Source organism: Mycetocola sp. Y171 (assembly GCF_056713165.1).
Genome location: NZ_JBWYGX010000001.1, coordinates 511,415 through 536,330, shown reverse-complemented (window position 1 = coordinate 536,330; position 24,916 = coordinate 511,415). Strand labels below are relative to the sequence as shown.

Genomic DNA, 24,916 nt, shown 5'->3' with positions numbered 1-24,916 from the left:
ATCGCACGGTTAACAGGAGATCGCACGATTTTCAGGATGAAATCGAGCTTTTCGTCCTGCTAACCGTGCGATCTCCTGTGACGCGTTCGCCCGCGCTACTTCGCCGTCACCTGCCCGGTGATGATCTGCATCACCGTCGTGTCTGCGAGCGTGGTCGTGTCGCCGACCTCGCGACCCTCGGCGACGTCCCGCAGCAGACGCCGCATGATCTTGCCCGACCGGGTCTTCGGCAGCTCGTTGACCACGAACACGTCACGCGGACGCGCGATGGGGCCGATCTGCTCGCCGACGTGCGTCCTCAGCACCGCTGCGATGTCCTCCACGGCAGAGGACTCCTCGAGCATGCTCTCCTTGATGATCACGAAAGCCACGACGGCCTGGCCGGTGGTGTCGTCGTGCGCACCGACCACAGCGGCCTCAGCCGTGAACGGATGCGCGACGAGGGCGGACTCGATCTCCGCGGTCGACAGGCGGTGACCCGAGATGTTCATCACGTCGTCGACGCGGCCGAGCAGCCAGATGTCGCCGTCGTGGTCGAGACGCGCACCGTCGCCGGCGAAGTAGAGGTTCTTGGCGCCGAACTTCTCCCAGTACGTCTCCTTGAATCGCTCCGGGTCGCCCCAGATGCCGCGCAACATCGACGGCCACGGTTCGGTCACGACGAGGAGTCCGCCGTTCCCTGACCCGACGTGCTCGCCGTCGTCATCGACCACATCGATGCTGATACCGGGGATCGGAACCTGCGCGCTGCCCGGCTTCGTCTGGGTCACGCCCGGGAGTGCGGAGATCATGATGGCGCCGGTCTCGGTCTGCCACCAGGTGTCGACGATCGGGGCGACCTTGGCGCCGATCACCTTGCGGTACCACATCCACGCCTCGGGGTTGATGGGTTCGCCGACCGACCCGAGCAGGCGGATCGACGACAGGTCGAACTGCTTCGGGATCTTGCGTCCCAGCTTCATGAACGAACGGATGGCGGTGGGCGCCGTGTAGAAGATCGACACCTTGTACTTCTCGATGATCTCCCACCACCGGCCGGGGTGCGGGGTGTCGGGGGTGCCTTCGTAGAGCACCTGGGTCGCACCGTTGGCGAGGGGTCCGTAGACGACGTAGCTGTGACCGGTGACCCAGCCGACATCCGCCGTGCACCAGTACACATCCGTCTCGGGCTTGAGGTCGAAGACCGACTTGTGGGTGAACGCGCTCTGCGTCAGGTACCCGCCGGACGTGTGCAGGATGCCCTTCGGCTTTCCGGTGGTGCCTGATGTGTACAGGATGAAGAGCGGGTTCTCTGCGGGGAACGACTCCGGGGTGTGCTCGGGGCTGGCCTTCGCCATCTCCTCGTGCCACCACAGGTCCTTGTCGGTCCAGTCCACCTCGTTCTCGCCGCGCTTGACGACGAGCACGTTGGTGACGGTGTCCTGCGGACCGAGGTCTCCGCGGGCGCCGAGCGCGGCATCCACTGCGGGCTTCAACGCAGAGACCTTGCCCTTGCGCCACCCGCCGTCTGCGGTGATGACGAGTTTCGCGCTGGCGTCGTCGACACGCGAACGGATGCTGTCGGCGCTGAATCCTCCGAAGATGACCGAGTGCACAGCACCGAGGCGCGCGACGGCGAGCATCGACACGACCGCCTCGGGAATCATCGGCAGGTAGATAGCGACTCGGTCGCCCTGCCCGATGCCGAGGCCGGAGAGCACGTTCGCGGCGCGCTTGACCTCTTCGGTCAGCTCTGCGTACGTGACGGTCCTGCTGTCGCCCTGCTCACCCTCCCAGTGCAACGCCACCCGGTCGCCGTTGCCTGCTTCGACGTGACGGTCGAGGCAGTTGTATGCGACGTTCAGGCGACCGTCGTCGAACCACTTCGCGAACGGAGGGTTGGACCAGTCGAGGGTGTTGGTGAACGGAGTCTCCCAGTGCAGGAGCTCGCGCGCCTGGCGCGCCCAGAATCCCAGTCGATCGGCCTTCGCCTCGTCGTAGAGCGCTGCGGTCGCCACCGCATCGGCGGCGAATTCCTGTGTCGGAGGAAACTTGCGGTGTTCATGCAGGAGATTATCGATCTGAGTGTTCATCTTGTGGCTTCTCGCTCCTTCGCGGTCGGTTCGCGGGGTCACCCCTGTGTGACTCATACAGACTGTACTCCGATCGACGCACCCTCTTTTGTGCGGTGTGCGCGGCTAAAAGTGCGCGTTTGCGGGCGGTCCACTGTTTGGGGGACTCGCCCGGGCTGCACAGGTGTTGCGCCGACGTCGTTTGCGCGTACACTTGGGCTCGGCCGAATTCTTAATTCGTGCGTGCGACGTACAGATTCCCCCCAATCGAGCGTCGCGTGTGGCGGCATCCATTCCCCCCAATGGATGTCGCCCTCTAATTTTCCGGCCGGTTTCCCGCGGCCGATCCCTCCACCGCGAGACGCGCGAAACGCGTTCTCCACGGATGCCGTCCGGCCGGTTCTGCATCACCCCGGGCTGCGTACCTTCACAGCATGAGCGATCGATTCGTAGCGGCTCCTGTGCTTGGTGCCCCCTCAGCGGCGACGGCGCGGCCGGAGCGCGGGTCCGGCGCCGGAACAGGTTCGCCCGCGTCCGACGGCATCCGTGCGGGACCCGCTGTCGACCTTGCCGACGCCAGGCTGGCCCGGATGCGAATCGCCGCCGAGTTCGGCCCCCTCGCTCCATACCTGGTGGGCACAGACGTGACGGACCTCTTCGTCAACGGCGACACAGGGCTCTGGGTCGACCGGGGCGACGGACTCGAGCGGGACTCCGCGTGGGCGATGGCGGAGCGACCGTTGCGCGAGCTCGCTGTGCGGCTGATCGCCCTCGGCGGTCGCCACATCGATGAGGCGACGCCGTGTGTCGACGTCCGGTTGCATGGTGGGGTTCGCGTCCACGCGGTCCTTCCGCCGGTGTCGGTGAGCGGAACGCTGCTCAGCATCCGGGTGCCGCAGGTGCGGCGGTTCCGACTCGGCGACCTCGCCGAATCGGGGATGTTCGGCGCTGATCCCACGGTCGCGGTCGCCCGGGTTCTGCGCGCCGTCGCGGACCGCACCAATCTCCTCGTCACCGGCGCGGGGGGATCAGGAAAGACCACTCTGCTCGGCGCGCTGCTCGCCGAAGCGCCACACAGGGAGCGGATCGTGGCCATCGAGGATGTCGCCGAACTCGGCGTGGAGCATCCCCATTTCGTCTCGCTGGAGTCCCGGCAGGCGAACCTTGAGGGTGCAGGGGCGATCGGCCTGGAGCGGCTGCTGCGGGAGGCGCTGCGGATGCGGCCGGACCGGCTCGTTGTCGGGGAATGCCGCGGCGCGGAGGTCAGGGAGCTGCTCGCTGCCCTCAACACCGGCCACGACGGCGGCGCCGGCACGCTGCACGCCAACTCGTTGCGCGACGTGCCGGCACGGATCGAGGCGCTCGGTGCGCTCGCGGGCATGACCCCGGACGCCGTCGCACGCCAGACGGTGAGCGCCATCGGCCTCGTTCTGCACCTGGAGCGGGAGGACGGCGTGCGTCGGCTGGCGCAGCTGGGCCGGTTCGAGCTCGACGGGCACGGACGGCTCGGCATCAGCCCCGAAGGACCCGTCCCGTGACGGGGAGGGATCGCACGCCGCCGATCGAACGGGTGGCAGCCGTCACCGAACGACTGGCCGTGCTCCTCGCCGCAGGGGTTTCGCCGTCGGCGGCATGGGGATACCTGGCTGCGGCCCCCGGAGCCCGCACCAGGTCGCGCCGGCAGCCGCCGATCGTCGTCGACAGCGTCGTCGCGGAGGCCGCAGCGGCGGCCGCGGATGGCACGGATGTCGCGGCCGCGATCGCCGCGGCTGCGCAGGGTGCGGGGCGGCGGTCCGGAAAACGCGCGAGGGCATCCCCGGTGGCGGATGCCTGGCTCACGGTGGCCGCCGCGTGGTCCGTCGCGATGGAGACCGGTGCGCCGCTCGCCGGATGCCTGCACGAACTCGCGAGGTCCCAGCGCGCTCTCGGGCAGTCGCAACGGGACATCGAGGCAGCCCTCGCCGGGCCTCGGTCGACGTCGCGCCTGGTGATGATCCTGCCGCTCGTCGGTCTGCTGTTCGGCCTGTTGCTCGGCTTCGACACCGTCGGCACCCTGGTCGGCACGGTCCCCGGTGCGGTCTGCCTGGTGGCCGCAGCGGTGCTCATGCTCCTCGCGTGGCGCTGGTCGGCGGCGATGGTGCGCCGTTCGACACCCCGGTCGAGCGCGCCGGGGCTGGCCATCGACCTCACGGCGATCGCGATGTCGTCCGGGGCATCCGTCGACCGGGCGATCGCGGTGGTCGAGTCGGCGCTCGCCGCGTTCCGGCCCGACTTCTCAGCGGATCACGCGGACCGGGCGGCGATCGACGGGGTCCTCGCGCTATCGCGGGCGGCCGGGGTGCCGGCAGCCGACCTGCTGCGCGGGGAGGCGGACCAGGTTCGACGGGATGCCCGATCCACCGCCCAGCAGGCAGCGGCGGCGCTGGCCACGGGGCTGATGCTTCCGCTCGGGCTGTGCATCCTTCCGGCGTTCATGCTCGTCGGGGTGGCACCGCTGATGATGAGCGTTCTCTCCTCCACAGTCCGGGGAATCGGGTGAGGTTTCCCACCGATCCGCTGCCACGCTTCCGCCGGGCGCCGGACGCGCGACGATGGAGGTCCTCGCGCCAGTGGAATCGCATCGCACGATGCAGAAAGAAGGAAGACATGGCGCGAATTCGGGACAGGGCTGCACGGGTTGCCGGGCGGCTGGGAGACGAGACCGGAGCGGCGACGGCGGAGTATGCGATCGCGACGATGGCCGCCGTCGGTTTCGCCGGGCTGCTCGTCGTCATCATGCGCTCAGACGAAGTCCGCGGGATCCTCACCGATCTCATCCGCCGGGCACTCACGGTCAACGGCTGATCATGCCGGTCAGTCATATCGGGTTCGGCGGCGGTCCCGTTCGGGCGGGCCGCCGCCGGGCACTCCCGCGTGGCGCAGGGGAGAGGGCAGGGCCCTCCGGTGAGTCGGGGAGCGCTGCTGCCGAATTCGCCGTGGCGATCCCTGTCGTGATCCTCGTGCTCGGGTGCTGTCTCGGCGCGGTGCAGGTCGCGTCACAGCAGGTACGGCTGACGGATGCCGCGGCAGACGCGGCCAGAACGCTCGCCAGAGGTGACTCCGCCGCTGTGGCCGCGGCCCGTGTACACCGTGTATCAGGGGCGGCGCAGATGAGCACGTCGACCCAGGGCGACTTCGTGTGCGTCGTGCTCAGTGCGCCGGCGAGCTTCGGACCGGCGTCGCTCGCCGGACTGCGAGTGCGCGCCTCGGGCTGCGCGCTCGCCGGAGGGCTCTGATGGCAGACCGTGACCGCTCTGGCTCTGGCGGCCCGGAATCCGGGTCGGGTTCCGTCCTCGCCGTCGCCCTCGTGGCATCCGTCCTGTTGCTGACCGGGATCGCGCTACCGCTCAACGCCGCCCTCACCACTCGGCAGCTCGCTGCGAACGCAGCGGACGCTGCGGCACTGGCCGCAGCCGACACGGCATCCGGCCTTGTGCCCGGCTACCCCTGCGAGAACGCGGCCGAGGCGGCCAGGCTCAACGGAGCTTCACTTGGTGACTGCGCGGTGGACGGACTCGAGGTGCGGGTGACGGCGTCGAAGGTCGTGCTCGGGGCCACCGTCACGGTCGAGGCACGCGCCGGGCCGCCGCCTGAGGCGCGGTGAAGCTCCGGTTGCGGCATCGTCGCGCGCACCAGAGCGTGCAGCGTGCACCAGAGTGTGCCGAACGTCTGCCCGGACCAGAATGCACAGGTGCAGCACTCCTCCTTGCGCGCGACAACGACCCCCACAACGGCGCGCGACAACGACCCCCACAACGGGAGTGCCGCCCCGGCGCTACTCTTCGTCGAAGTTCGTCGTCAGGAAACGGTAATTCACTGCGCTCGGACGGTCGGAATCCTCCGACTCGAACTCCTGCCCCGCAGCGCGTGCATAGATATAGGTCTTGCCGCCCTGCGCGGCGACGTCCACGGTGGGGCGCGGATCACCCGACTCGAGGAACTCGGCCGACATCGTCTTGCCTTCCAGCGGCCCGTCGGTGAGCTTGGCTGTGTAGGTCGTCGTCGTTGATGCGCTCATAGCCCCCATTCTGCTCTTTCCTGCGGTCTAATCAAGGGCCCACGACGGATGTGACGCCACAGGCGGATTAGGTGGACACCGGGAATACGTGTGTATGGTGTGCACGACGAAGGGAGTCGGGTGCCAGGAACACGCAAGCTGGTCATTGTTGAGTCGCCGACCAAAATGAAGTCGATCGCCGGATACCTCGGCGACGGCTACGAGGTGCTGAGTTCCGTGGGACACATTCGTGACCTCGCCGAACCCAAGAACCTCCCGGCCGAACTCAAGAAGGGCGCCCTCGGCAAGTTCGCTGTCGACGTCGACAATGACTTCGAGCCCTATTACGTGGTCTCCGACAACAAGAAGAAGACGGTGGCGGAGCTCAAGCGAGCGCTCAAGAACGCCGACGAACTCCTGCTCGCGACTGATGAGGACCGCGAAGGTGAAGCCATCGCGTGGCACCTGCTCCAGGTGCTCCAGCCGAAGGTTCCCGTCAAGCGCATGGTGTTCCACGAGATCACCAAAGACGCCATCCTCGCCGCCAAGGACAACACCCGCGACCTCGACGTCGCCCTCGTCGACGCGCAGGAGACCCGGCGCATCCTCGACCGTATCTACGGGTACGAGATCTCCCCTGTGCTCTGGCGCAAGGTCGGACCGAGCCTCTCGGCCGGTCGCGTCCAGTCGGCAGCCACCCGGCTCATCGTCGACCGCGAACGGGAACGCCTCGCCTTCACCGCCGCCGTCTACTGGGATCTCACCGCCCAGGCGGCGCCGGACGCAGACGCCACCCACTTCGAGGCCCGCCTCGTGCGCCTCGACGGCCAACGCGTCGCGACCGGCCGCGACTTCGACGACACCGGAAAGCTGACAGGCAAAGCCGTCACGCTCGATGAGCAGGGCGCACGGTCGATCGCCGCAGCGCTCGCCGACCCCGCGGCATCCGCCGTCGTGTCGAAGGTGGAGTCGAAGCCGTACTCGCGTCGTCCAGCAGCCCCGTTCACCACGTCGACCCTGCAGCAGGAAGCGGCCCGCAAGCTGCGCTTCTCGGCCAGGCAGACGATGAGCGTCGCCCAGTCTCTCTACGAGAACGGGTACATCACCTATATGCGTACCGACTCGCCCTCGCTCTCGAGCCAGGCGATCAACGCCGCCCGGGCGCAGGCCACTGCGCTCTACGGCGCCGAGACCATCCCGGACAAGCCCCGTCTCTACGCCGGCAAGAACAAGAGCGCGCAGGAGGCCCACGAGGCCATCCGCCCGTCCGGCGACACCTTCCGCACCCCTTCGTCGCTCTCCGGCAGCCTCCGCGGCAACGACTTCAAGCTGTACGACCTGATCTGGAAGCGCACCGTCGCCAGCCAGATGGCAGACGCCAAGGGCCAGACCGCTACGGTGACCATCGAGGCGCAGGCCGACGGCAAGCTCGCCGAACTGACGGCATCCGGAACGGTCATCACCTTCCGCGGATTCCTGCACGCCTACGAAGAGGGCCACGACGAGGAACGCAACGCGAGCGACAACGCCGCCCGTGAAGCGAAGCTGCCGCCGTTGACCCAGGGTCAGAAGCTGCAGCTCACCGACGTCGAAGCCAAGGGCCACGAGACGTCCCCGCCCCCTCGGTACACGGAGGCGAGCCTCGTCAAGACGCTCGAAGAGCTGGGTATCGGTCGCCCGTCGACGTACGCGCAGACCATCGCCACGATCACCGACCGCGGGTACGTCACCGCGCGCGGCCAGGCGCTGATCCCGTCGTGGATCGCGTTCAGCGTCGTCCGGCTGCTCGAGGAGCACTTCAACGACCTCGTCCAGTACGACTTCACCGCTGAGATGGAGGAAGACCTCGACCGGATCGCCGGTGGCGAGCAGGACCGCACCGAATGGCTTCGCTCCTTCTATTACGGCAGCGACCAGCACAGGGGCCTCCGCACCGTCGTCGACAACCTCGGCGACATCGACGCCCGCGAGATCAACTCGCTGCGCCTCTCCGACGCGATCACCATCCGCATCGGCAAGTACGGTCCATACCTCGAGGTGACGGATGCCGACGCACCGGCCCAGGCGGACGGCGAACCGGCCACCCCGCGCCGGATCAACATCCCCGAAGACCTGGCACCTGACGAACTCACCCTCGCCAAGGCGCAGGAGCTCATCGATGCCCCAGTGCTCACCGACCGTGTCATCGGGTTGAACCCCGAGAACGGCAAGGAGATCGTCGCGAAGGACGGCCGGTTCGGCCCCTATGTGACCGAGCTCGAACCCGAGGTCGTCGAAGAGTCCGCCGTCGACCTCGCCACGGGCGAAGTGACGGATGCCCCGAAGAAGAAAGCGCCGGCGAAGAAGAAGGCCGCAGTGGTCAAGCCGCGCACGGCATCCCTCTTCAAGTCGATGTCACTCGACCAGATCGACCTCGACACTGCGCTCAAGCTGCTCTCGCTCCCACGCGTCGTCGGCGCCGACCCGGAGACCGGTGAGGAGATCACCGCGCAGAACGGCCGGTTCGGACCGTACCTGAAGAAGGGCACCGATTCCCGGTCGCTCGAGAACGAAGACCAGATCTTCGACATCGAACTGCCCGGAGCTCTCGAGATCTTCGCGCAGCCGAAGTACGGCAACCGCCGTGCCTCAAGCGCGCTGAAGGAATTCGAGGCCGACCCGGTCAGCGGAAAGCCGATCAAGGTGAAGGACGGGCGCTTCGGCCCGTACGTCACAGACGGCGTCACGAACGCGACGATCCCGAAGGCCGAGTCGGTCGAAGAGGTCGACTTCGACCGGGCAGTGCAACTGCTCGCCGACAAGCGCGCCAAGGGCCCTGCCGCTCCGCGGAAGAAGGCGCCGGCCAAGAAGCCCGCGGCGAAGAAGCCGGCAGCTGCCAAGAAGCCGACCGCTGCCGCCGCCAAGAAGGCCGCGGCGACCTCGAGGACCGGGGCGTCCACCGCAACGGCCAAGAAACCCGCCGCTCGGAAGCCGGCAGCGAAACCCGCACCGGCCGAGTAATGGGCACGACGGATTCGTACCCCGGGCTGTTCATCACCCTCGAGGGTGGTGACGGCTCGGGCAAGTCGACCCAGGCCGCCGAACTGGAGACCTGGCTGAGGGAGCAGGGCCGCGAGGTCGTGCGCACCCGAGAACCGGGTGGCACTGACGTCGGAATCGAGATCCGCGAGATCGTGCTGCACCACCGCGGCGAGATCGCCCCGCGGGCCGAGGCGCTCCTCTACGCGGCCGACCGTGCGCACCACATCAGCACCAAGGTGCGCCCGGCGCTCGAACGTGGGGATGTCGTCATCCAGGACAGGTTCATCGACTCCTCCATCGCCTATCAGGGCGCAGGACGCGACCTCGGCATCGACGAAGTACGCGACCTCTCGATGTGGGCCACCGGCGGGTTGATGCCCGACCTGACGATCCTGCTCGACCTCGACGAGGACGCCGCCCGGTTGCGGCTGGACTCGGCGCGCACGCGGTTCGACCGGCTCGAGAACGAGGCCGCCTCGTTCCATCGACGGGTTCGGGAGGTCTACCTCGAGCTCGCGGCCGCCGACCCCGCACGCTTCCTCGTTCTGGATGCCACGGATGCCGTCGCGACGCTGGCCGACAGCATCCGGTCGCGGGTCTCGACCCTGCTCTGACCGGTTCGGCACCGGTCGGATCCGATGGCGCGATCGACGTCGGAGGCCACGGGTAGGCTGGAGGACATGGCCACCTGGGATGACGTCATCGGGCAGGCAGACGCTGTCTCGCTGCTGCGCGACGCCGCCGCCGATCGTGGTTCAGACGCGCACGGCGCGATGACCCACGCCTGGCTCATCACCGGCCCGCCCGGCTCGGGGCGTTCGAACCTCGCCTACGCCTTCGCCGCGGCCCTTCTCAGCCGCGAACCCGACGGCGATCCGGCGACGGCCGCGCAGGTCGCCGCCCGTACCCACCCGGATCTCACGGTTCTCGCCACGTCCAACGTCATCATCAAGATCGACGAGGTGCGTGAACTCGTCCGCAGCTCGTACTTCGCCCCGTCCGTCGGCCGCTACCGGGTCATCGTCATCGAAGACGCGGACCGGATGGTCGAGCGCACGTCCAACGTGCTGCTGAAGGCCCTCGAGGAGCCGCCGGAGCGCACCGTGTGGGTGCTCTGCGCCCCCAGCGAGGCCGACCTCATCCCGACGATCAGGTCGCGCGTGCGCGCCATCCGCCTGCGCGTCCCCGACATCGCCGAGGTCGCCGACCTCATCGTCCGCCGCGACGGTGTCGACCTCGAACTCGCCGAACGGGCGGCGCGACAGGCCCAGTCCCACGTCGGCATGGCCCACCGCCTGGCGACGGATGCCGGCGCGCGCGCCAGGCGCGACGAAACGCTCACCGCCGCCCTCGGCATCCACTCCGTCTCAGACGCTGTGCTCGCAGCGGCCCGGATGCTTGCCATCGCCACAGACGACGGCAAGGCCTTCACCGAACAACGCGATGCCGAGGAGCGCGAACACGCGCTGCGTTCGCTCGGGGTCGAGCCGGGTCAGAACCTCCCGCCTGCGCTGCGCTCACAGATCCGCACCCTCGAAGAGGACCAGAAGCGGCGAGCCACCCGCAGCCTCCGCGACGGACTCGACCGCATCCTCGTCGACCTGCTCTCGCTCTACCGCGACATCATCATGCTGCAGCTCGGCCGCACGGAGACCATCATCAACCGGGAACTGCAGGCCCAGCTCACGGCAGCGGGCGAGGCAAGCACCCCGGCCGAGACGATGGCGACGATGGATGCCATCCAGGAGGCCCGCCAGCGCATCGAAGGGAACGTCGCTCCGGCGCTGGCCCTCGAATCCATGCTTGTCACAGCCATCAGATGATCTAATGGCCGTAGGCCGACGCCGCACACCACCGAGCCCCGACCACGCAGTGGAGACTATTCCGTGACCAGCCAGACCACGACCATCCGTCGACGCACCCGGATGGCCCTTCTCGCGCTGTCCGCCGGGCTGGCACTCACCCTCACCGGATGCGTCACCGCGTTCTTCCCGCCCGCGAACGGGACCGCTGCGACGTCCACGCCGACCGGCGAGGACGTGGCCGAGAACCTCCGCCCGTTCTACGAGCAGCAGCTCGACTGGTCGGGCTGCGAGAACGGGATGCAGTGCGCGACTGCCACAGCACCGATGGACTGGGAGAACCCGGAAGCCGGCGAGATCGAGCTGGAACTGGTGCGAAAGCCTGCAGGCGGAAATCCGATCGGGTCCCTCCTGGTCAACCCCGGCGGCCCGGGCGCCTCCGGGTTCGAGTTCGTGTCGCAATCGGTCGACTACGCGACCGACGCGCGGCTGCAGGACAACTTCGACGTCGTCGGCTTCGACCCTCGAGGTGTCAGCCGGTCGACCCCCGCCGAATGCCTCGAGCCCGAGGAGATGGACGAGTACCTCTACGGCATCGCCGACGGTGAGCGGGGCAGCGACGAATGGATCGCCGAGGTGACCGCGAGCGCAAAGAACTTCGGCGCGGCGTGCGCCGAGAACACCGGCGACGCCCTCGAATTCGTCGACACGGTGAGCGCAGCCCGTGACCTCGACCTGCTCCGTGCGGTCCTCGGCGACAAGAAACTCAACTATTTGGGCTACTCGTACGGAACCTTCCTCGGTGCGACATACGCCGAGCTCTACCCGGAGAAGACGGGCCGGCTCGTCCTTGACGGCGCCATCGATCCGTCGTCGAGCAACTACGAGGTCAACGAGACACAGGCGAAGGGATTCGAGAGCGCCCTGAGCGCCTACCTCGACGACTGCATGGGCGCGAGCGACTGCCCCTTCACCGGCAGCACGGAGAAGGCGCTGACGACGATCGGTGACCTGCTGGCATCCGTGGGGGCGACACCGATCACGAGCGGAGACGGCCGCCAGCTGGGCGCAAACACCCTGCTCACCGCCATCATCTACCCGCTGTACTCGCCGGATCAGGGCTGGCCGCTGCTCAGCGAGATGCTCGCCGACGTGATGAACGGCAACGCCGAGTACGCGCTGTCGTTCGCAGACGCCTACAACGGCCGCAACGAAGACGGCACGTACGCCGACAATTCGACCGAGGCGTTCAACGCATACAACTGCCTCGACTACACCTACGACGACGACCCGGCGCGGATGGCCGCCGAGGCCGAACAACTGGCAGAGGCCGCACCGGTGATCGGGCCGTACTTCAGCTACGGCGATATCGGATGCTCCAACTGGCCGTACACGGACGGCGCCGAACGCGACGAGATCCACGCCGAAGGCGCCGCGCCGATCCTTGTGATCGGGACGACCAACGACCCGGCGACACCGTACATCTGGGCCGAAGCGCTCGCCGACCAGCTGGAGAGCGGCGTGCTCGTCACCTACGAGGGCGAAGGTCACACCGGCTACAACAAGGGCAGCGATTGCGTGAACGACGTGGTCGACGATTACCTCATCAACGGCACCGTGCCGGACGCGGATCCGGAGTGTTCGTAACCACTCCGAACCTCGGGTAAGATCGATAGCTGTGCGTCGCAGCAGCCCCAGGGCAGCAGCGAATCACGCGCCGCCTTAGCTCAGTCGGCAGAGCGTTTCACTCGTAATGAAAAGGTCGTGGGTTCGATTCCCACAGGCGGCTCCATCAAACCCCCTCCCCGGAGGGGGTTTTGTGGTTCCTGCGGCGTGCTGACGTCGCTAGACGGTGGCGAGGCCGGGCGTTGACGGCTTGCGGCCCCCGAGGGCAGCCGTGAGGCCGTCCGCTGCAGTGACGACGGCGTCGACCATTCCCTCGCAGACTTCGCGCGGCATCCGCAGCGTCGGCCCCATCACGGTGAGAGCACCCACCAGGGTTTCGTGCGGGTCGAAGACCGGGGCGGCCAGGCCTGACGCCGACTCGAGTCGCTCGCCGACGGTGATCGCGTACCCCGCCGTCCGTGTTTCGGCGACGACCTGGCGCAGGACGGCCGGATCGGTAATGGTCACACCGGTCATCTGGGGGAGCGGCCCCGATGCGACCTCTTCGAGAAGGTCGTCGTTCCAGGCCAGGATGACCCGGCCTGAGCTTCCTACGTGAAGCGGCTGCAGGCGGCCCACGTACATCTCCTGCTTGAGGCCGTGACGGGTCTCGGCGAGACCGATGCAGACGCGAGTGCCCTGTTCCGCCCGGAAGAAGCACGCCGTCTCGCCGGTCTCATCACGCAGGGCGTTCAGCTGGGGGGTGAGGATCTCGGTGAGATCGCGGCTGCGCGCCGCCGGCCCGGCCCAGTAGGCCATCCGCGCGCCGATCCGGTACTGGTCACCGGTGCGATCCAAAAATCCGTTGTCGACGAGGTTCGCGACAAGCCTGTGTGTGGTGGATGTCGGCAGCCCGGTGATCGCGCGGATCTCCGCTACCGACCGAACGGGCTCGACGAGCGTGAACGCGTCGAGAATCGCGGCGATCTTCCCCAGCACGAGGAGGGGTTGTTCCTTCATGGCTTGATCCTATGGCTCATCGTTCCTCGAAGTCTTCCCAAAATGTGAGAACTAGCTTACGATGTGAGAAGCGCAACGAAGCGCATTCACAAGGAGGTCCTCGTGCCCGACTGGTACACACTCGGCGTCGTCGCGCTCGTGATCATCGCCGTGGTCATCGTCATCGTTCGATTCCGCATCAATCCCGTCATCGCCCTCGGTCTCGGCGCTGCCGCCATCGGCCTGCTGACCGGGCTCGGCCCCGTCGACACCGTCACGACCATGACGCAGGGGTTCGGCGACGTGATGATGGAGGCCGGACTGCTCATCGCGTGGGGAGTCCTGATCGGGGCCATGCTCAACGAGATGGGCGCGATCACGAGGCTCGTCGAGAGCCTCATGCGCGTCTTCGGTAAGCGCGGCATCCCCTATGCACTCGGGCTGTCGTTCGCGACGTATCTCCAGACGATCTTCATCGACGTCATGATCGTGATCGCTGCCCCGCTGGCGCGTCGGATCGCGCCACGACTGGGCAAAGTGGGCACAGGCATCATGGGCGTGACCTTCGCCGTCGGGCTCGAGGTCGGCATCGTACTCATGGTCCCCGGCTTCGCCGCTGTCGCGCTCGCCGGACTGCTCGGCGTGCCGCTTGGCGTGATGATGCTCAGCGGATTCGCGGTCGTCGTCCCCACCGTCGTGCTGACCATCCTCATCATGGGCATCGCCTTCCGGCTCGGGTTCTGGAACCCGGAGAAGGACGAGGAGGTCATCGTCAGGGATGAGGAGGTGGAGGAGCCGGTGGTCGTCGCCGCGATGGCCGGCGAATCCGCGCCGAACCAGCCGACGCCGCTGGACCGCACTCTCACCGGGACGGTTCGGACCTCGCTCGGAGGCGCTCCACGGGGCGTCGGCTCGTCCACGACAACGACGACCGAGCACGAGCGGCCTCTGATGCTGCTGTTCGCCCCGATGCTCGTCGCGCTCCTCCTGATCGCCGCACAGGCCGTCTTGACGATCGTCGGAGCAGAAGTTCCGACGATGCAGTTCCTCGGAAGCCCGGTGATCGCACTCCTGCTCGCCGTCATCGCCACCGGACTCATAGGGCGGTCAGCGATCGGCACCAAGCGCATCGAGAAGTCGCTCGTGAAGGGCTTCCAGGACGGCGGACAGATCTTCGTCCTCACCGGGATCGGCGGCTCGCTTGCCGCCGTGATCTCCGAGGGCGACCTCGGCGACGTCCTGCAGGGCTACTTCCAGGCCACCACGTTCGCGCCGCTGCTCGTCGTCTGGGCGATGGCCGCTGTGCTGCACATCGCCGTCGGGTCCGTGACCCTCTCGGCGATCACCGCCGCAGGAATCATCGCCCCCGTCGCCGCGACCATGGGGCTCAACCCGGTCCTGATCGCGCTCGCGGCAGGGGCAGGTGCGCTCTTCTGCATCCACGTGACATCCAACACGTTCTGGCTGCTCCAGACCTTCCTCGACCAGTCCGTCCGTGGCGCCCTGAAAACCGTCACTGTCGGCGTCTCCCTCGCATCGGTCATCGCGCTGAGCATGACCCTGATCCTGGCGGTGTTCCTCTGATGATCGACAATTCCCCCCTCCGCGGCATCCGCGTCGTCGAACTCGGCAACTACATCGCCGCGCCCACCGCAGGACGGATGCTCGCCGACTTCGGCGCCGACGTCATCAAGATCGAACGACCCCGCACCGGCGACGAACTCCGGCGGTGGCGCCTGTACGCCGGCGACACATCCATGCTCTACCGCACGATCAATCGGGGGAAGCGCTCACTGGTCGTCGACCTGCGCACCGAAGAGGGACGCGACATCGTGCTCGACCTCATCCGGTCCTCTGACGTCCTGCTCGAGAACTTCCGACCGGGAACGCTGGAGAAATGGGGACTGGACGACCAGACCCTCGAGGCCGCGAACCCCGATCTGATCGTCGCGCGCATCTCCGCGTTCGGGCAGACCGGCCCGCTCTCGCACCGGCCGGGATTCGCCGCGGTCGCAGAGGCCTACGGCGGATTCAGGGAACTCGTCGGAGAGCCAGGGCGACCGCCCAGCCGCACCGGGGTGTCCATCGGCGACACGATCGCGGGGATCTATGCCGCATTCGGCGTGGTGATGTCGCTGCTCGACCGGCAACGCCATTCCGAAGACCCCCAGCGTCTCTCGTTCACGCAGAGGACCATCGACGTCGCCCTGAACGAAGCGATGCTGTCTGTCACCGAGTCGCTGGTTCCGGACTGGGAGGCGTACGGCGTGCGGCGCGAGCGCACGGGAGGACGGATGCAGGGGATCGCCCCGTCGAACGCCTACCTGTGTGCCGACGGCAAGAGCATCGTCGTCGCCGGGAACGGCGACGCCATCTACCAGCGTTACATGACCCTGATCGGCCGTCCGGATCTCGCCGACGATCCGACGCTGCAATCGAACGAGGGTCGCTGGGCCGCCCGTGACCGGCTGGATGCCGCGATCTCGGAGTGGGCCGTCACCCGCTCCAGCGAGCACGCGCTCGAGGAACTGGATGCAGCGGGCGTACCATCAGGCCCGATCTACACGGCCGAAGACGTCGGGAGCGATTCGCAGTACGCGGCGCGCAACATGATCCAGCGGTTCGACGTCAACGACGGCGAACAGCTCCGCACCAACGTCGGGTTCCCCGGCATCGTGCCCGTCTTCGGCGGGCAATCGCAGCCGATCCGCAGCATCGGGCCGGACCTCGGAGAGCACACCCGCGAGGTCCTCTCCGAGCTGGGATGGAGTGACGACCGTATCGACACCTATGAGGAGGCAATGAGATGAGCATCGCGTACCGCGACGTCACCCTGCGTGACGGCCTGCAACTGGCAGGGAAGAACCTGCCAACCGAGCGGAAGGTCGAGCTGGTCCGCGAGCTGTTCGCGCTCGGGATCGAGCAGATCGAGGTGGGGTCGATGGCCAGGCCCGACCTGGTGCCGACGATGGCTGACACGCTCGACGTCGTTGCAGCGCTGACCGAAGAGGAACGCGCCAGGGTGTGGGTCTGGGTGGCGACACCCAGGCACGTCGAACGGGCCGCAGCGGCAGGGGCACGCAACTTCCAGTACTGCTTCTCCGCATCAGACAGCCACAATCGCGCCAACATCGGCCGCGACACCGCGACGTCCCTCGACGCGATGCCCGACGCCATCGCCGCGGCGTCAGCCGTCGACGGGAACGTGCAGCTGTGCATCGCCACGTCCTTCACCTGCCCGTTCGAAGGCGTGATCCCGATCGAGCGGTTCACGAGCATCCTCGACGACCCGCGCACGGACGGCGCCGTCGACGTCGTCGTGTGCGACACCCTGGGGCAGGCACACCCATCCGAGGTCGAGCGTCGCGTCAGGCTGGCCTCCCAACGGCGTCCAGGCCTGGGGGTCGTCTACCACGGTCACGACACCTGGGGGCTCGGAGTGACGAACGCCGCTGCCGCCGCCGACGGCGGAGCGACCGTCGTCGACGGGGCCCTCGGCGGACTCGGCGGCTGCCCGTTCGCCCCAGGCGCCTCGGGGAACACGGCAACCGAGGACCTCGTCTTCGCCTTTCGCCCGGAGTGGCTGAACCCCGGCCGGTTCGGCGAGCTCGTCCGCCTCGGCGAAGAGATCACGTCGACCCTGGACGAACCCAACCGGTCACGGTCCCGAGCCGGAGCGCGAAGCAAGGCAGAGGCATTCGAGTGGGTGATCCGCTGACGGCTCCCGCCTGATGTCGGCCGCTGCACGTACTGTCGGGGCATGCCCGACCTCTCCAACGTCACCACTCCCGTTGAATGGGTCGTCACGCACTCGGCAGCAACAGGACCGATCGCGGTCGTGCGGCGGCTCCGGCTCGGCCCGGATCGCGAGCTGTATTTCCGGGCCGTGACCTGGCACGCAGACCCGGCGCGCCGCGAGCTCGTCGGCTACTGGGGGTCGGTCGAGGAGGCCGTGCAAAATGTGTACGGGCTCTACGAGCGGTCGCTTCCTCCCCAGTTCCTCATGACCGGCGGTGGCACGGCGCGCGAACCACACCCGCTGACGAAGCCGAAAGCACCGCCTGCCGTTGTGCCGAAACAGGATGCCCCGTCCCACCGACCGATATCGCCGCAGCGCGGCGGCGCTGCACGTGCGGGCACGGGACGAACGTCCGGCGCCGACGCGCGGCGCTCACCGTCGCGCGAGCTGTCACCGGCCGGCCGGTGAGCCGAACGGCTCAGCCGACAGGGAGCTCGAAGACCAGCTCGAGGCCGTCGATCTCATCCATCTGGTCGCCGACATGGACGAACGGGAACTTCGCCAGCGTGGCGAGTGACGCGGCGTTGTCCGGACTGATCGACGCCCGCAGCACACGGACATCCCGCTGCTTCCTCGCGTAATCCACGAGGAGCCGGACGATCGCCGTCGCGTAGCCGCGGCGCTGGAACTCGGGCAGCACCGAGTAGCTGAGCTCCACCATGCCGTCGGCATCGGGAGCCCCATGAAAGCCTGACCGCCCGATCACCCGCCGGTCGTCCTCCCGTGCGACGATCCAGGCCACCCACGGTTCGTCATCCGGCGTCTCCTGCAATTGCTCGAGGCGCAGCTCCCACAGCCACGCGTTCGCGTCGAGGTACTCATCGGGCAGGTCGTAACCGGTGATCCTGGACGCCTCTGCCAGGTCGCCGGCCACGAGCGCGCCCAAACCGGCGACACCGATCGGGGTGACGACGAGATCGTCGGGGTGTGCTGTCATATGTGGCCTCCGAGCCGTGGTCGCCAGTAGTCTAAACCGGTGACTACAACTGGGCTCCGCTGGGGCATTCTCGGGCCGGGCGGCATCGCCCAGGCATTCGCCAACGACCTCGTCCTCGCGGGCTTAACCGTGCAGGCGGTCGGTTCCCGCCGGATCGAGACCGCGACTGCGTTCGCGGAGAAATTCAACGTCCCGAATGTCCACTCGAGCTACGAGGCGCTCGTCGCCGACCCCGAGGTCGATGTCATCTACATCGCCACGCCGCACCCGTTCCACGCGGCGCAGGCGCTCCTGGCACTCGAGGCAGGCAAACACGTCCTCATCGAGAAGCCGTTCACGCTGAACAAGCCGGAGGCCGAAGCCGTCGTCGCCCGCGCCCAGGAACTCGGCCTCGTCGTGCTCGAAGCGATGTGGACCCGGTTCCTGCCGCACATGGCCCGGATCCGCGAGATCCTCGCTGAAGGCACCATCGGTGAGCTCCGCTCGGTCGTCGCCGACCACACGCAGCACCTCCCGTCCGACCCGAACCACCGGCTCAATGCGCTCGAGCTCGGTGGTGGAGCGCTCCTGGACCTCGGGATCTACCCGATCTCCTTCACGAACGCGGTCTTCGGGACGCCAGCGCAGATCGCGGCGTCCGCCACGTTCCGCGAGACAGGGGCTGACGCCGCCGTCGCCACGATCTTCACCTACGGCGACGACCGCATCGCCACCACGTTCTCGGCGAGCAACGCCCACGGCCCCAACGTCGCGAGCATCATCGGTTCCGAGGGTCGCATCGACATCGACGCCGTCTGGTACACCCCGACCTCGTTCACCGTGTACAACAACGCGGACGAGGTCCTCGAGACCTACACCTCGACGGTTGTCGGGCGAGGAATGCAGTTCCAGGCGATCGAACTCGAGCGTCTCGTCGCCGAGGGCCTGCTCGAAACCGATCTTCTCCCGCTCGCCGAGACGGTGTCGATCATGGGCACCCTCGACGACATCCGCCGACAGATCGGCCTGGTGTACCCGGGCGAATAGCCCGGAAGGTCACCTCGACGGGCGCACCCGGTAAAATCATCGGGTGCGCGACTCCCCCCAGGACGATCCCGCCGACGATGGGCTGACCGGTCCGTCGATCGAGGCGGATGCTCCGGCGCGCGCCGATACCCCCGCTCGCGCGACAGCGCACCGCAGGGCAGGCATCGGAGCGGTCTTCGGCAGGCACCGCACGGCGTGGCTCGTCGTCGCATCCGCTGCGGCCTTCGCCGTACTCGGCGGAGGAGCCGTCGCGCTCGGAGCGACGACCGTAGCGCCGGCGGCGGTGACCGCCGCCCCGACACCGACGGCCACCCCCACACCGACCCCCACCACACCACCGCCCCGCCCGGTCTCGACGATCGAACAGGCTGCGACTCCTCTGCGGACCTGCTCGGTGGCCGGGCTGCTCGGCGACTCGAGGTTCGGCACACTGCAGGCTCAGGTGCTCAACGCGGCCGGCGGCCAGCTCATGTTCGACAGGAACGCGGGAACCGCCTCGCAGACCGCGAGCTCGATGAAGGTTCTCACGGCGGCAGCGGCGCTCAACGTCCTCGGCCCCGACTTCCGGGCATCCACCCGCGTGGTCGCGGGTGCAGAGGCAGGCACGATCGTGCTCGTCGGCGGCGGAGACCTCACCCTCTCGCGGCTGCCATCAGGCCAGGAGCCCGTGTACGCCGGCGCGGCGCACCTCGACGACCTCGCCGCGAAGGCGAAGACGGCGTGGGAGGCCCGGTTCCCCGGCACCCCGATCACCCGGATCGTGCTCGACTCGACCTACTTCGGCGGCAAGACCTGGGGGGACACCTGGCCACCGACCGAGCGCGGAACCGGCTGGCTGTCGCACATCACGGCACTGCAGGTCGACGCGGACCGCGCCGACCCCCGGGTGTTCCTCTCCCGCCGTGGCGACGACCCGATCGGACGGGCAGGTTCCGCCTTCGCCCAGTACTTCAGCGGCGTCTCCATCGAACAGGGGACCGCTCCTGCCGGCGCTGCCGAACTGGCATCCGTCTCGTCACAGCCGCTGTCCGTCCTCATTCCCCAGTTCCTCATCCCCTCGGACAACTCGCTGGCCGAGATGGTCGCGAGGCATGTCGCCATCGAACTCGGCGTCGGCAACACGATCGACGCGCTCGCGACGGCGATCCCGCAGGCCCTGCAGGTCTACGGAATTCCCACGAGCGGGTTGCGGATCGCCGACGGTTCGGGGATGAGCCGGAACAACGCCGTCCCCCCGTCGTATTTCACCTCGCTCTTCCTCAAGATCAACGCCCGCGAGGGAACGCTCGGCATCATCCGCGACGGGCTGCCGGTCGCGGGCCAGTCAGGCACCCTCAATTACGCCAACCGGTTCTTCGGCGACAACGCGGTGGCGAGGGGCCATGTGCGCGCCAAGTCGGGGTCGATCTCCTCGGCATACACGCTCACCGGGATCATCGACGCTGCCGACGGTTCCACCCTGATCTTCGCGATCTTCGCAACCGGCCGCGTCGGCGCCAACGCCAGGACCGCGATCGACACCCTCACGACCGCGTTCTACCGGTGTGGGAGCAATCTCTCCAACACCTAGCTGGGCCCAAGCGCCCTTCTCACGACCTCCGAAGGGTGAGGATCTCGGCTCCGTCGTTGGTGATCGCGATGGTGTGCTCACTGTGCGCCGTCCGCGAACCCGTCGCACTCCTGAGCGTCCAGCCGTCGGCATCGGTGACGAGTTCTGCGGTGTCCGCCATGACCCATGGCTCCAGCGCGAGCAACAGTCCTGGGCGCAGCGTGTATCCGCGCCCGGCGCGCCCCGTGTTCGGAACGTGCGGGTCCTGGTGCATGGTCGATCCGATGCCGTGACCGCCGAACTCGGTGTTGATCGGGTATCCCGCTTCGCTGAGGACAGCGCCGATGGCGGCGGAGATGTCGCCGATGCGTGCCCCTGGCCCTGCTGCGGCGATCCCCGCGGTCAGCGCGCGTTCGGTCGCCGCGATCAGCGCGACGCTCTCCGGGGGCCTCGAGTCGCCCACGACGAAGCTGATGGCCGAGTCTGCGGCGACCCCGCCCAGCGAGACGGCGAGGTCGAGGGTCAGCAGGTCGCCGTCGGCCAGACTGTAGTCGTGCGGCAGCCCGTGGAGCACGGCGTCGTTGACGGCGGTGCAGATGTAGTGACCGAACGGCCCGCGCCCGAAGGACGGCTCGTAGTCGACGTAGCAGGACTGCGCGCCGGCCTCCACGATCATGGCCTGTGCCCATCTGTCGATGTCCAGGAGGTTCGTTCCGACGGCGCTCCGGCTCTTCAGCGTCTGCAGGATGTCGGCGACCAGGGCGCCTGTCTCTCTCGCTCTGGCCAGTTCTGCGGGGTTGAGGATCTCGATCATGCGGCGCCTTTCGTTCGCCAATAACTATACCGGTCAAACTATCCCGTACTAGAATCGGAGCCATGGTCAGGTTGCCGCACACCCCAGCAGAGGTCGATCGTGGAAAGCGCCTCGGCGCCCTGCTGCGGAGCGCCAGGGGAGAGCGTTCGATGCTCAAGACCGCGCTCGATGCCGGTGTGTCGCCCGAGACCCTTCGGAAGATCGAGTCCGGCCGTGTCGCGACTCCCGCCTTTTCGACCATCGCCGCGATCGCCGACGTCCTCGGGCTCTCCCTCGACGCGGTGTGGACCGAGATCGCCGGGCCGGAGCGAGGCGCCGAATCGGCCGACGCCAACGCACACGAACGGCTGGTCTCTTAGGTCCTGCGGCTGCGTCGCTTCAGCGGGGCAGACGACGCACGGAGCGCGGCGGTACCCTGAAACGACTGCGGAAACGGGGAGGCCACTCATGACCAGGGCACTGTTCATCATCGACGTCCAGAACGACTTCACCGAGGGCGGTGCGCTGGGAGTCGACGGGGGAGCGGCGGTCGCTGCACACCTGACCGGCTACCTCGAGCGGTCAGCCGGCGACTACGCCGTGGTCATCGCGTCGCGCGACTGGCACAACGCGGAGGGCGACAACGGCGGGCACTTCGCCCCGACCGGTGAGGAACCGGACTTCCTCGACACCTGGCCGGTGCACTGCGTCGCAGGCACCGCCGGAGCGGAATATCACCCGGCCCTCGACACCTCCAGAATCACCCTGCACGTGAAGAAGGGGCAGGGTGAGCCGGCCTACTCGATCTTCGACGGGCACGTCGACGGCGGCGCGTCTGACGGCGCCACGATCACCGAGGTGCTCGACGAGCACGGCGTCACAGAGGTGGACGTTGCCGGGATCGCCACCGACTACTGCGTGCGGGCATCCGTCCTGGACGCCGTCGAACACGGCAGGCACGTTCGGGTCTTCACCGATCTCATCGCCGGTGTCGCCAGGGAGACGAGCGACACCGCCATCGCCGAGATGGGTCACGCGGGCGCGGTCCTCGTCGCGAGCGACGCCGACTGACGTCCCCAACTGCGGAGAAACTCGCTGACACGGCCGTCTGACGGCCATTCCCGATCGTCGACCCGGAAATCTCCGCAGTTCGACACCGTGCCGCCGGAACCCGACGGCGCGCAGGACGTCAGTCGAGCGAGCCGAGGAACTCGAGCGTCGCCGTCTTGAACGCCCGCGCCGACACCGTGTTGACGTGGGTGCGCCCCGGGATGGCGACGAACCGCCCGTCCGCCACGCGATCCACGAGGCCGATCCCGTCCCTGGCGACGTCGTCGTCGTCGCCGGTGACGAGCAGGGTCGGCACGGCCGGAGCCTCATCCGATCGGGGGCTGACGCGCACCCCAGCGGCGAGGGCGACCAGTGCGGGCGCGTCGTTCCCCGGCGCGGCAATCATCGCCAGGAAAGACCTGGTGGCGTCATCGGCGACCGATTCCCCGCCGGCCAGGTCGGCGGATGCCGCAGCCACGTCGAACGCGAGCAGCGGCTCGGTCGCGGGGAGGCCGCCGAGGCTGAGCGACCGGACCAGCTCCGGATGCCGAACGGCGAGTTCCCAGCCCAATCGCGAGCCGAGGGAGTAGCCGAGGTAGTCCACCGGGTCGACGGCAACGCCGTCGAGAACGGCCACGAGGTCGTCGACCAGGATCCCGATCCCGTACGCGGAGGCATCCGTCGGCTTGTCGCTCTCGCCGTGGCCGCGGAGGTCGACAGTGAGAACCTGCCGTCCGTCTGCGGTCAGCCCCCTGATCCAGCCGGAGGTCTCCCAGGTCAGCGTCGATGTCGACGCGAATCCGTGCACGGCGAGGACGAGCGGGTCACCAGGCGCGCCGAACCGCCGATACGCGACGCCGACCCCGTCCGGCCGCTCGACCCTGCCTGCTTCGAACGGTTCAGCCGCGTCTGTCACTGGTCACTCCGGGGGAGCCAGCCGCACGCGGCGGGTGGCGGGCTTCTCTGCGGGCACCGTGCCGATGATCCCGGCCTCCGCGTCAGGAACGGCGAAGGTGATCAGCGGTTCGCCGACTTTCACCGTGTCGCCGTCCGTGGCGTGCAACCGCAGCACCGTGCCGCTCAGCGGTGACGGCAGCTCGACGGCCGACTTCGTCGTCTCGACTTCGATGAGAGGAGCGTTCCGCTCGACGAAGTCGCCTTCGGCGACGAGCCACTCCAGCACGGTGGCGTCGATCAGGCCCTCACCGAGGTCGGGCAGCGGGAAGGAGCGCTCAGCCACGGCCGTACTCCAGAACCCGCTGCACACCGAACAGGATGCGGTCGATGTCGGGGATGTGTTCGTCCTCGAGGTCGCCGGACGGGTATGGGACGTCGAAGCCGGTGACGCGTTCCACAGGGGCCTTCAGCTTTCCGAAGCAGTGCTGGGAGATGAGCGCGGCGAGTTCCCCGCCGAGCCCGCCGGAGAGCGGTGCTTCGTGCACGATCACGGCGCGTCCGGTGCGTCCGACGCTCTCCGCGAGTGCGGCTTCGTCGATGGGCTTCAGCCAGCGCAGGTCGAGGACCTCGAGGTCGACACCGTCCTCGGCGGCGAGCTCGGCGACCTGCAGGCACCGCGCGACCATGGCGCCCCATGCGACGAGGGTGGCGTGGCGGCCGGTCCGCACGATCCGGGCGCCGTCGAGCTTCCCGGGCTCTGCGTCGAGCTCTCCCGGGTTCCAGTAGCGCGCCTTCGGCTCCATGAAGATCACCGGGTCCTGTTCCGCGATCGAGTGCCTGAGCAGGTGGTACGCCTGGTGCGGGTTCGACGGAGAGACGACCTTGAGTCCCGGCACGTGCGCGAAGTACGCCTCGAGGCTTTCGCCGTGATGTTCTGGCGCACGGATCCCGCCGAAGCTCGGCACCCGCACGGTCACCGGCATCGGCATGGTGCCTCTGCTGCGGTAGTTCATCCTCGCCAGCTGGCAGACGATCTGGTCGAACGCGGGGAAGGCGAAGCCGTCGAACTGGATCTCGGGCACCGGACGCCAGCCCGCCATCGCGAGACCTACGGCCATGCCGATGATGCCCGATTCGGCCAACGGGGTGTCGAAGACGCGAGTGTCGCCGAAGCGCTTCTGCAGCGTGTCCGTGACCCGGAACACGCCGCCGAGTGTTCCGACATCCTCACCGAAGACGAGGACGCGCGGGTCCGCTGCCATCTCGTCGGCCAGCGCGGCATTGAGTGCCTGCTGCATCGACAGCGAACGGATGCCCGTCGGTGTCGTCGGCATGGGAGCCTCCAGAAGGG

At 68.1% G+C, this 24,916-nt stretch carries 25 protein-coding genes and 1 tRNA gene; 18 read left to right on the top strand and 8 right to left on the bottom strand.

The genetic code is table 11. From position 1 onward, the window contains the following. Window positions 1-95: 95 nt before the first annotated feature. A complete protein-coding gene (gene acs / locus AC1M2K_RS02545) occupies window positions 96-2,072 on the bottom strand; it encodes an acetate--CoA ligase (RefSeq protein WP_480239705.1) in 1,977 nt (658 codons plus the stop codon). 413 nt (window positions 2,073-2,485) lie between these two features. Between acs and AC1M2K_RS02540 the strand changes: the two genes are divergently transcribed. From AC1M2K_RS02540 to AC1M2K_RS02520, 5 genes are all read left to right on the top strand, one after another. Continuing rightward, entirely contained in the window at window positions 2,486-3,589 is a 1,104-nt protein-coding gene (locus AC1M2K_RS02540) for a TadA family conjugal transfer-associated ATPase (protein WP_480239704.1), read from the top strand. Then, a complete protein-coding gene (locus AC1M2K_RS02535; protein ID WP_480239703.1) occupies window positions 3,586-4,590 on the top strand; it encodes a type II secretion system F family protein in 1,005 nt (334 codons plus the stop codon). Before AC1M2K_RS02540 ends, AC1M2K_RS02535 begins: the two co-directional genes overlap by 4 nt. A gap of 107 nt (window positions 4,591-4,697) precedes the next feature. Beyond that, window positions 4,698-4,895 (top strand): DUF4244 domain-containing protein, encoded by a 198-nt coding sequence (locus tag AC1M2K_RS02530; RefSeq protein WP_480237846.1) that lies wholly within the window; start codon window positions 4,698-4,700, stop codon window positions 4,893-4,895. Between the two features lie 2 nt (window positions 4,896-4,897). Continuing rightward, the gene (locus AC1M2K_RS02525; protein ID WP_480239702.1) at window positions 4,898-5,326 is read left to right on the top strand and encodes a TadE family type IV pilus minor pilin; all 429 of its coding nucleotides are present in this window, start codon (window positions 4,898-4,900) and stop codon (window positions 5,324-5,326) included. Continuing rightward, window positions 5,326-5,694, top strand: a complete 369-nt coding sequence (locus AC1M2K_RS02520) for an Rv3654c family TadE-like protein (RefSeq protein ID WP_480239701.1) — start codon at window positions 5,326-5,328, stop codon at window positions 5,692-5,694. Before AC1M2K_RS02525 ends, AC1M2K_RS02520 begins: the two co-directional genes overlap by 1 nt. Window positions 5,695-5,865: 171 nt before the next feature. Here the strand turns inward: AC1M2K_RS02520 and AC1M2K_RS02515 are convergent, their stop codons facing one another. Continuing rightward, entirely contained in the window at window positions 5,866-6,108 is a 243-nt protein-coding gene (locus tag AC1M2K_RS02515) for a hypothetical protein (RefSeq protein WP_480237843.1), read from the bottom strand. Window positions 6,109-6,228: 120 nt separating this feature from the next. On the opposite strand from AC1M2K_RS02515, the gene topA reads away from it, so the two are divergent. From topA to AC1M2K_RS02490, 5 genes are all read left to right on the top strand, one after another. After that, on the top strand, window positions 6,229-9,087 hold the full coding sequence (gene topA, locus AC1M2K_RS02510) for a type I DNA topoisomerase (protein ID WP_480239700.1): 2,859 nt from the start codon (window positions 6,229-6,231) through the stop codon (window positions 9,085-9,087). Beyond that, window positions 9,087-9,722: a dTMP kinase gene (gene tmk, locus AC1M2K_RS02505; protein ID WP_480237841.1), complete on the top strand. Its 636-nt coding sequence runs from the start codon at window positions 9,087-9,089 to the stop codon at window positions 9,720-9,722. The genes topA and tmk overlap by 1 nt, the downstream gene beginning before the upstream one ends. Before the next feature lie 66 nt (window positions 9,723-9,788). Next, entirely contained in the window at window positions 9,789-10,931 is a 1,143-nt protein-coding gene (locus AC1M2K_RS02500) for a DNA polymerase III subunit delta' (RefSeq protein ID WP_480239699.1), read from the top strand. A gap of 63 nt (window positions 10,932-10,994) precedes the next feature. After that, the gene (locus AC1M2K_RS02495) at window positions 10,995-12,557 is read left to right on the top strand and encodes an alpha/beta hydrolase (protein ID WP_480239698.1); all 1,563 of its coding nucleotides are present in this window, start codon (window positions 10,995-10,997) and stop codon (window positions 12,555-12,557) included. 69 nt (window positions 12,558-12,626) lie between these two features. Beyond that, window positions 12,627-12,702, top strand: a tRNA-Thr gene (locus tag AC1M2K_RS02490). Window positions 12,703-12,755: 53 nt separating this feature from the next. Here the strand turns inward: AC1M2K_RS02490 and AC1M2K_RS02485 are convergent. Continuing rightward, entirely contained in the window at window positions 12,756-13,535 is a 780-nt protein-coding gene (locus tag AC1M2K_RS02485; RefSeq protein ID WP_480239697.1) for an IclR family transcriptional regulator, read from the bottom strand. Between the two features lie 102 nt (window positions 13,536-13,637). Between AC1M2K_RS02485 and AC1M2K_RS02480 the strand changes: the two genes are divergently transcribed. From AC1M2K_RS02480 to AC1M2K_RS02465, 4 genes are read left to right on the top strand one after another with little or no spacing between them, the layout of a single operon-like run. Next, window positions 13,638-15,098 carry a GntP family permease gene (locus tag AC1M2K_RS02480; protein WP_480239696.1) on the top strand — a complete coding sequence of 487 codons (1,461 nt, stop codon included), beginning with the start codon at window positions 13,638-13,640 and terminating at the stop codon, window positions 15,096-15,098. Continuing rightward, the gene (locus AC1M2K_RS02475) at window positions 15,098-16,324 is read left to right on the top strand and encodes a CaiB/BaiF CoA transferase family protein (RefSeq protein ID WP_480239695.1); all 1,227 of its coding nucleotides are present in this window, start codon (window positions 15,098-15,100) and stop codon (window positions 16,322-16,324) included. Before AC1M2K_RS02480 ends, AC1M2K_RS02475 begins: the two co-directional genes overlap by 1 nt. After that, window positions 16,321-17,232 carry a beta/alpha barrel domain-containing protein gene (locus tag AC1M2K_RS02470; protein ID WP_480239694.1) on the top strand — a complete coding sequence of 304 codons (912 nt, stop codon included), beginning with the start codon at window positions 16,321-16,323 and terminating at the stop codon, window positions 17,230-17,232. The genes AC1M2K_RS02475 and AC1M2K_RS02470 overlap by 4 nt, the downstream gene beginning before the upstream one ends. A 42-nt stretch (window positions 17,233-17,274) precedes the next feature. Further along, window positions 17,275-17,721, top strand: coding sequence for a hypothetical protein (locus AC1M2K_RS02465; protein WP_480239693.1), 447 nt, complete (start codon window positions 17,275-17,277; stop codon window positions 17,719-17,721). 10 nt (window positions 17,722-17,731) lie between these two features. Here AC1M2K_RS02465 and AC1M2K_RS02460 read toward each other — a convergent pair whose 3' ends face one another. Next, window positions 17,732-18,250: a GNAT family N-acetyltransferase gene (locus AC1M2K_RS02460; protein ID WP_480239692.1), complete on the bottom strand. Its 519-nt coding sequence runs from the start codon at window positions 18,248-18,250 to the stop codon at window positions 17,732-17,734. Window positions 18,251-18,289: 39 nt separating this feature from the next. On the opposite strand from AC1M2K_RS02460, the gene AC1M2K_RS02455 reads away from it, so the two are divergent. Beyond that, window positions 18,290-19,276: a Gfo/Idh/MocA family protein gene (locus AC1M2K_RS02455; protein ID WP_480239691.1), complete on the top strand. Its 987-nt coding sequence runs from the start codon at window positions 18,290-18,292 to the stop codon at window positions 19,274-19,276. 43 nt (window positions 19,277-19,319) lie between these two features. After that, window positions 19,320-20,846: a D-alanyl-D-alanine carboxypeptidase/D-alanyl-D-alanine endopeptidase gene (gene dacB / locus AC1M2K_RS02450; protein ID WP_480239690.1), complete on the top strand. Its 1,527-nt coding sequence runs from the start codon at window positions 19,320-19,322 to the stop codon at window positions 20,844-20,846. Between the two features lie 19 nt (window positions 20,847-20,865). On the opposite strand, the gene map is transcribed toward dacB, so the two are convergent. Beyond that, entirely contained in the window at window positions 20,866-21,639 is a 774-nt protein-coding gene (gene map, locus AC1M2K_RS02445) for a type I methionyl aminopeptidase (RefSeq protein ID WP_480239689.1), read from the bottom strand. Window positions 21,640-21,701: 62 nt separating this feature from the next. On the opposite strand from map, the gene AC1M2K_RS02440 reads away from it, so the two are divergent. Next, window positions 21,702-21,998, top strand: a complete 297-nt coding sequence (locus AC1M2K_RS02440) for a helix-turn-helix domain-containing protein (protein ID WP_480239688.1) — start codon at window positions 21,702-21,704, stop codon at window positions 21,996-21,998. 88 nt (window positions 21,999-22,086) lie between these two features. Then, entirely contained in the window at window positions 22,087-22,689 is a 603-nt protein-coding gene (locus AC1M2K_RS02435; protein ID WP_480237828.1) for an isochorismatase family protein, read from the top strand. 118 nt (window positions 22,690-22,807) lie between these two features. Here AC1M2K_RS02435 and AC1M2K_RS02430 read toward each other — a convergent pair whose 3' ends face one another. The 3 genes from AC1M2K_RS02430 to AC1M2K_RS02420 are packed head-to-tail and all read right to left on the bottom strand — an operon-like array spanning window position 22,808 to window position 24,899. Beyond that, window positions 22,808-23,584: an alpha/beta fold hydrolase gene (locus tag AC1M2K_RS02430; RefSeq protein WP_480239687.1), complete on the bottom strand. Its 777-nt coding sequence runs from the start codon at window positions 23,582-23,584 to the stop codon at window positions 22,808-22,810. Between the two features lie 3 nt (window positions 23,585-23,587). After that, a complete protein-coding gene (locus AC1M2K_RS02425) occupies window positions 23,588-23,908 on the bottom strand; it encodes a biotin/lipoyl-containing protein (RefSeq protein ID WP_480239686.1) in 321 nt (106 codons plus the stop codon). Further along, window positions 23,901-24,899 (bottom strand): alpha-ketoacid dehydrogenase subunit beta, encoded by a 999-nt coding sequence (locus tag AC1M2K_RS02420; protein ID WP_480240795.1) that lies wholly within the window; start codon window positions 24,897-24,899, stop codon window positions 23,901-23,903. Before AC1M2K_RS02420 ends, AC1M2K_RS02425 begins: the two co-directional genes overlap by 8 nt. Window positions 24,900-24,916 lie beyond the last annotated feature (17 nt).

Coding starts and splice junctions, on each gene's coding strand:
- AC1M2K_RS02500 (WP_480239699.1), top strand. CDS start 9,789: ATGGCCACCTGGGATGACGTCATCGGGCAGGCAGACGCTGTCTCGCTG.
- AC1M2K_RS02530 (WP_480237846.1), top strand. CDS start 4,698: ATGGCGCGAATTCGGGACAGGGCTGCACGGGTTGCCGGGCGGCTGGGA.
- AC1M2K_RS02440 (WP_480239688.1), top strand. CDS start 21,702: ATGGTCAGGTTGCCGCACACCCCAGCAGAGGTCGATCGTGGAAAGCGC.
- map (WP_480239689.1), bottom strand. CDS start 21,639: ATGATCGAGATCCTCAACCCCGCAGAACTGGCCAGAGCGAGAGAGACA.
- AC1M2K_RS02485 (WP_480239697.1), bottom strand. CDS start 13,535: ATGAAGGAACAACCCCTCCTCGTGCTGGGGAAGATCGCCGCGATTCTC.
- acs (WP_480239705.1), bottom strand. CDS start 2,072: ATGAACACTCAGATCGATAATCTCCTGCATGAACACCGCAAGTTTCCT.
- AC1M2K_RS02465 (WP_480239693.1), top strand. CDS start 17,275: ATGCCCGACCTCTCCAACGTCACCACTCCCGTTGAATGGGTCGTCACG.
- AC1M2K_RS02470 (WP_480239694.1), top strand. CDS start 16,321: ATGAGCATCGCGTACCGCGACGTCACCCTGCGTGACGGCCTGCAACTG.
- AC1M2K_RS02475 (WP_480239695.1), top strand. CDS start 15,098: ATGATCGACAATTCCCCCCTCCGCGGCATCCGCGTCGTCGAACTCGGC.
- AC1M2K_RS02435 (WP_480237828.1), top strand. CDS start 22,087: ATGACCAGGGCACTGTTCATCATCGACGTCCAGAACGACTTCACCGAG.
- AC1M2K_RS02420 (WP_480240795.1), bottom strand. CDS start 24,899: ATGCCGACGACACCGACGGGCATCCGTTCGCTGTCGATGCAGCAGGCA.
- tmk (WP_480237841.1), top strand. CDS start 9,087: ATGGGCACGACGGATTCGTACCCCGGGCTGTTCATCACCCTCGAGGGT.
- AC1M2K_RS02520 (WP_480239701.1), top strand. CDS start 5,326: ATGGCAGACCGTGACCGCTCTGGCTCTGGCGGCCCGGAATCCGGGTCG.
- AC1M2K_RS02525 (WP_480239702.1), top strand. CDS start 4,898: ATGCCGGTCAGTCATATCGGGTTCGGCGGCGGTCCCGTTCGGGCGGGC.
- AC1M2K_RS02540 (WP_480239704.1), top strand. CDS start 2,486: ATGAGCGATCGATTCGTAGCGGCTCCTGTGCTTGGTGCCCCCTCAGCG.
- AC1M2K_RS02515 (WP_480237843.1), bottom strand. CDS start 6,108: ATGAGCGCATCAACGACGACGACCTACACAGCCAAGCTCACCGACGGG.
- AC1M2K_RS02460 (WP_480239692.1), bottom strand. CDS start 18,250: ATGACAGCACACCCCGACGATCTCGTCGTCACCCCGATCGGTGTCGCC.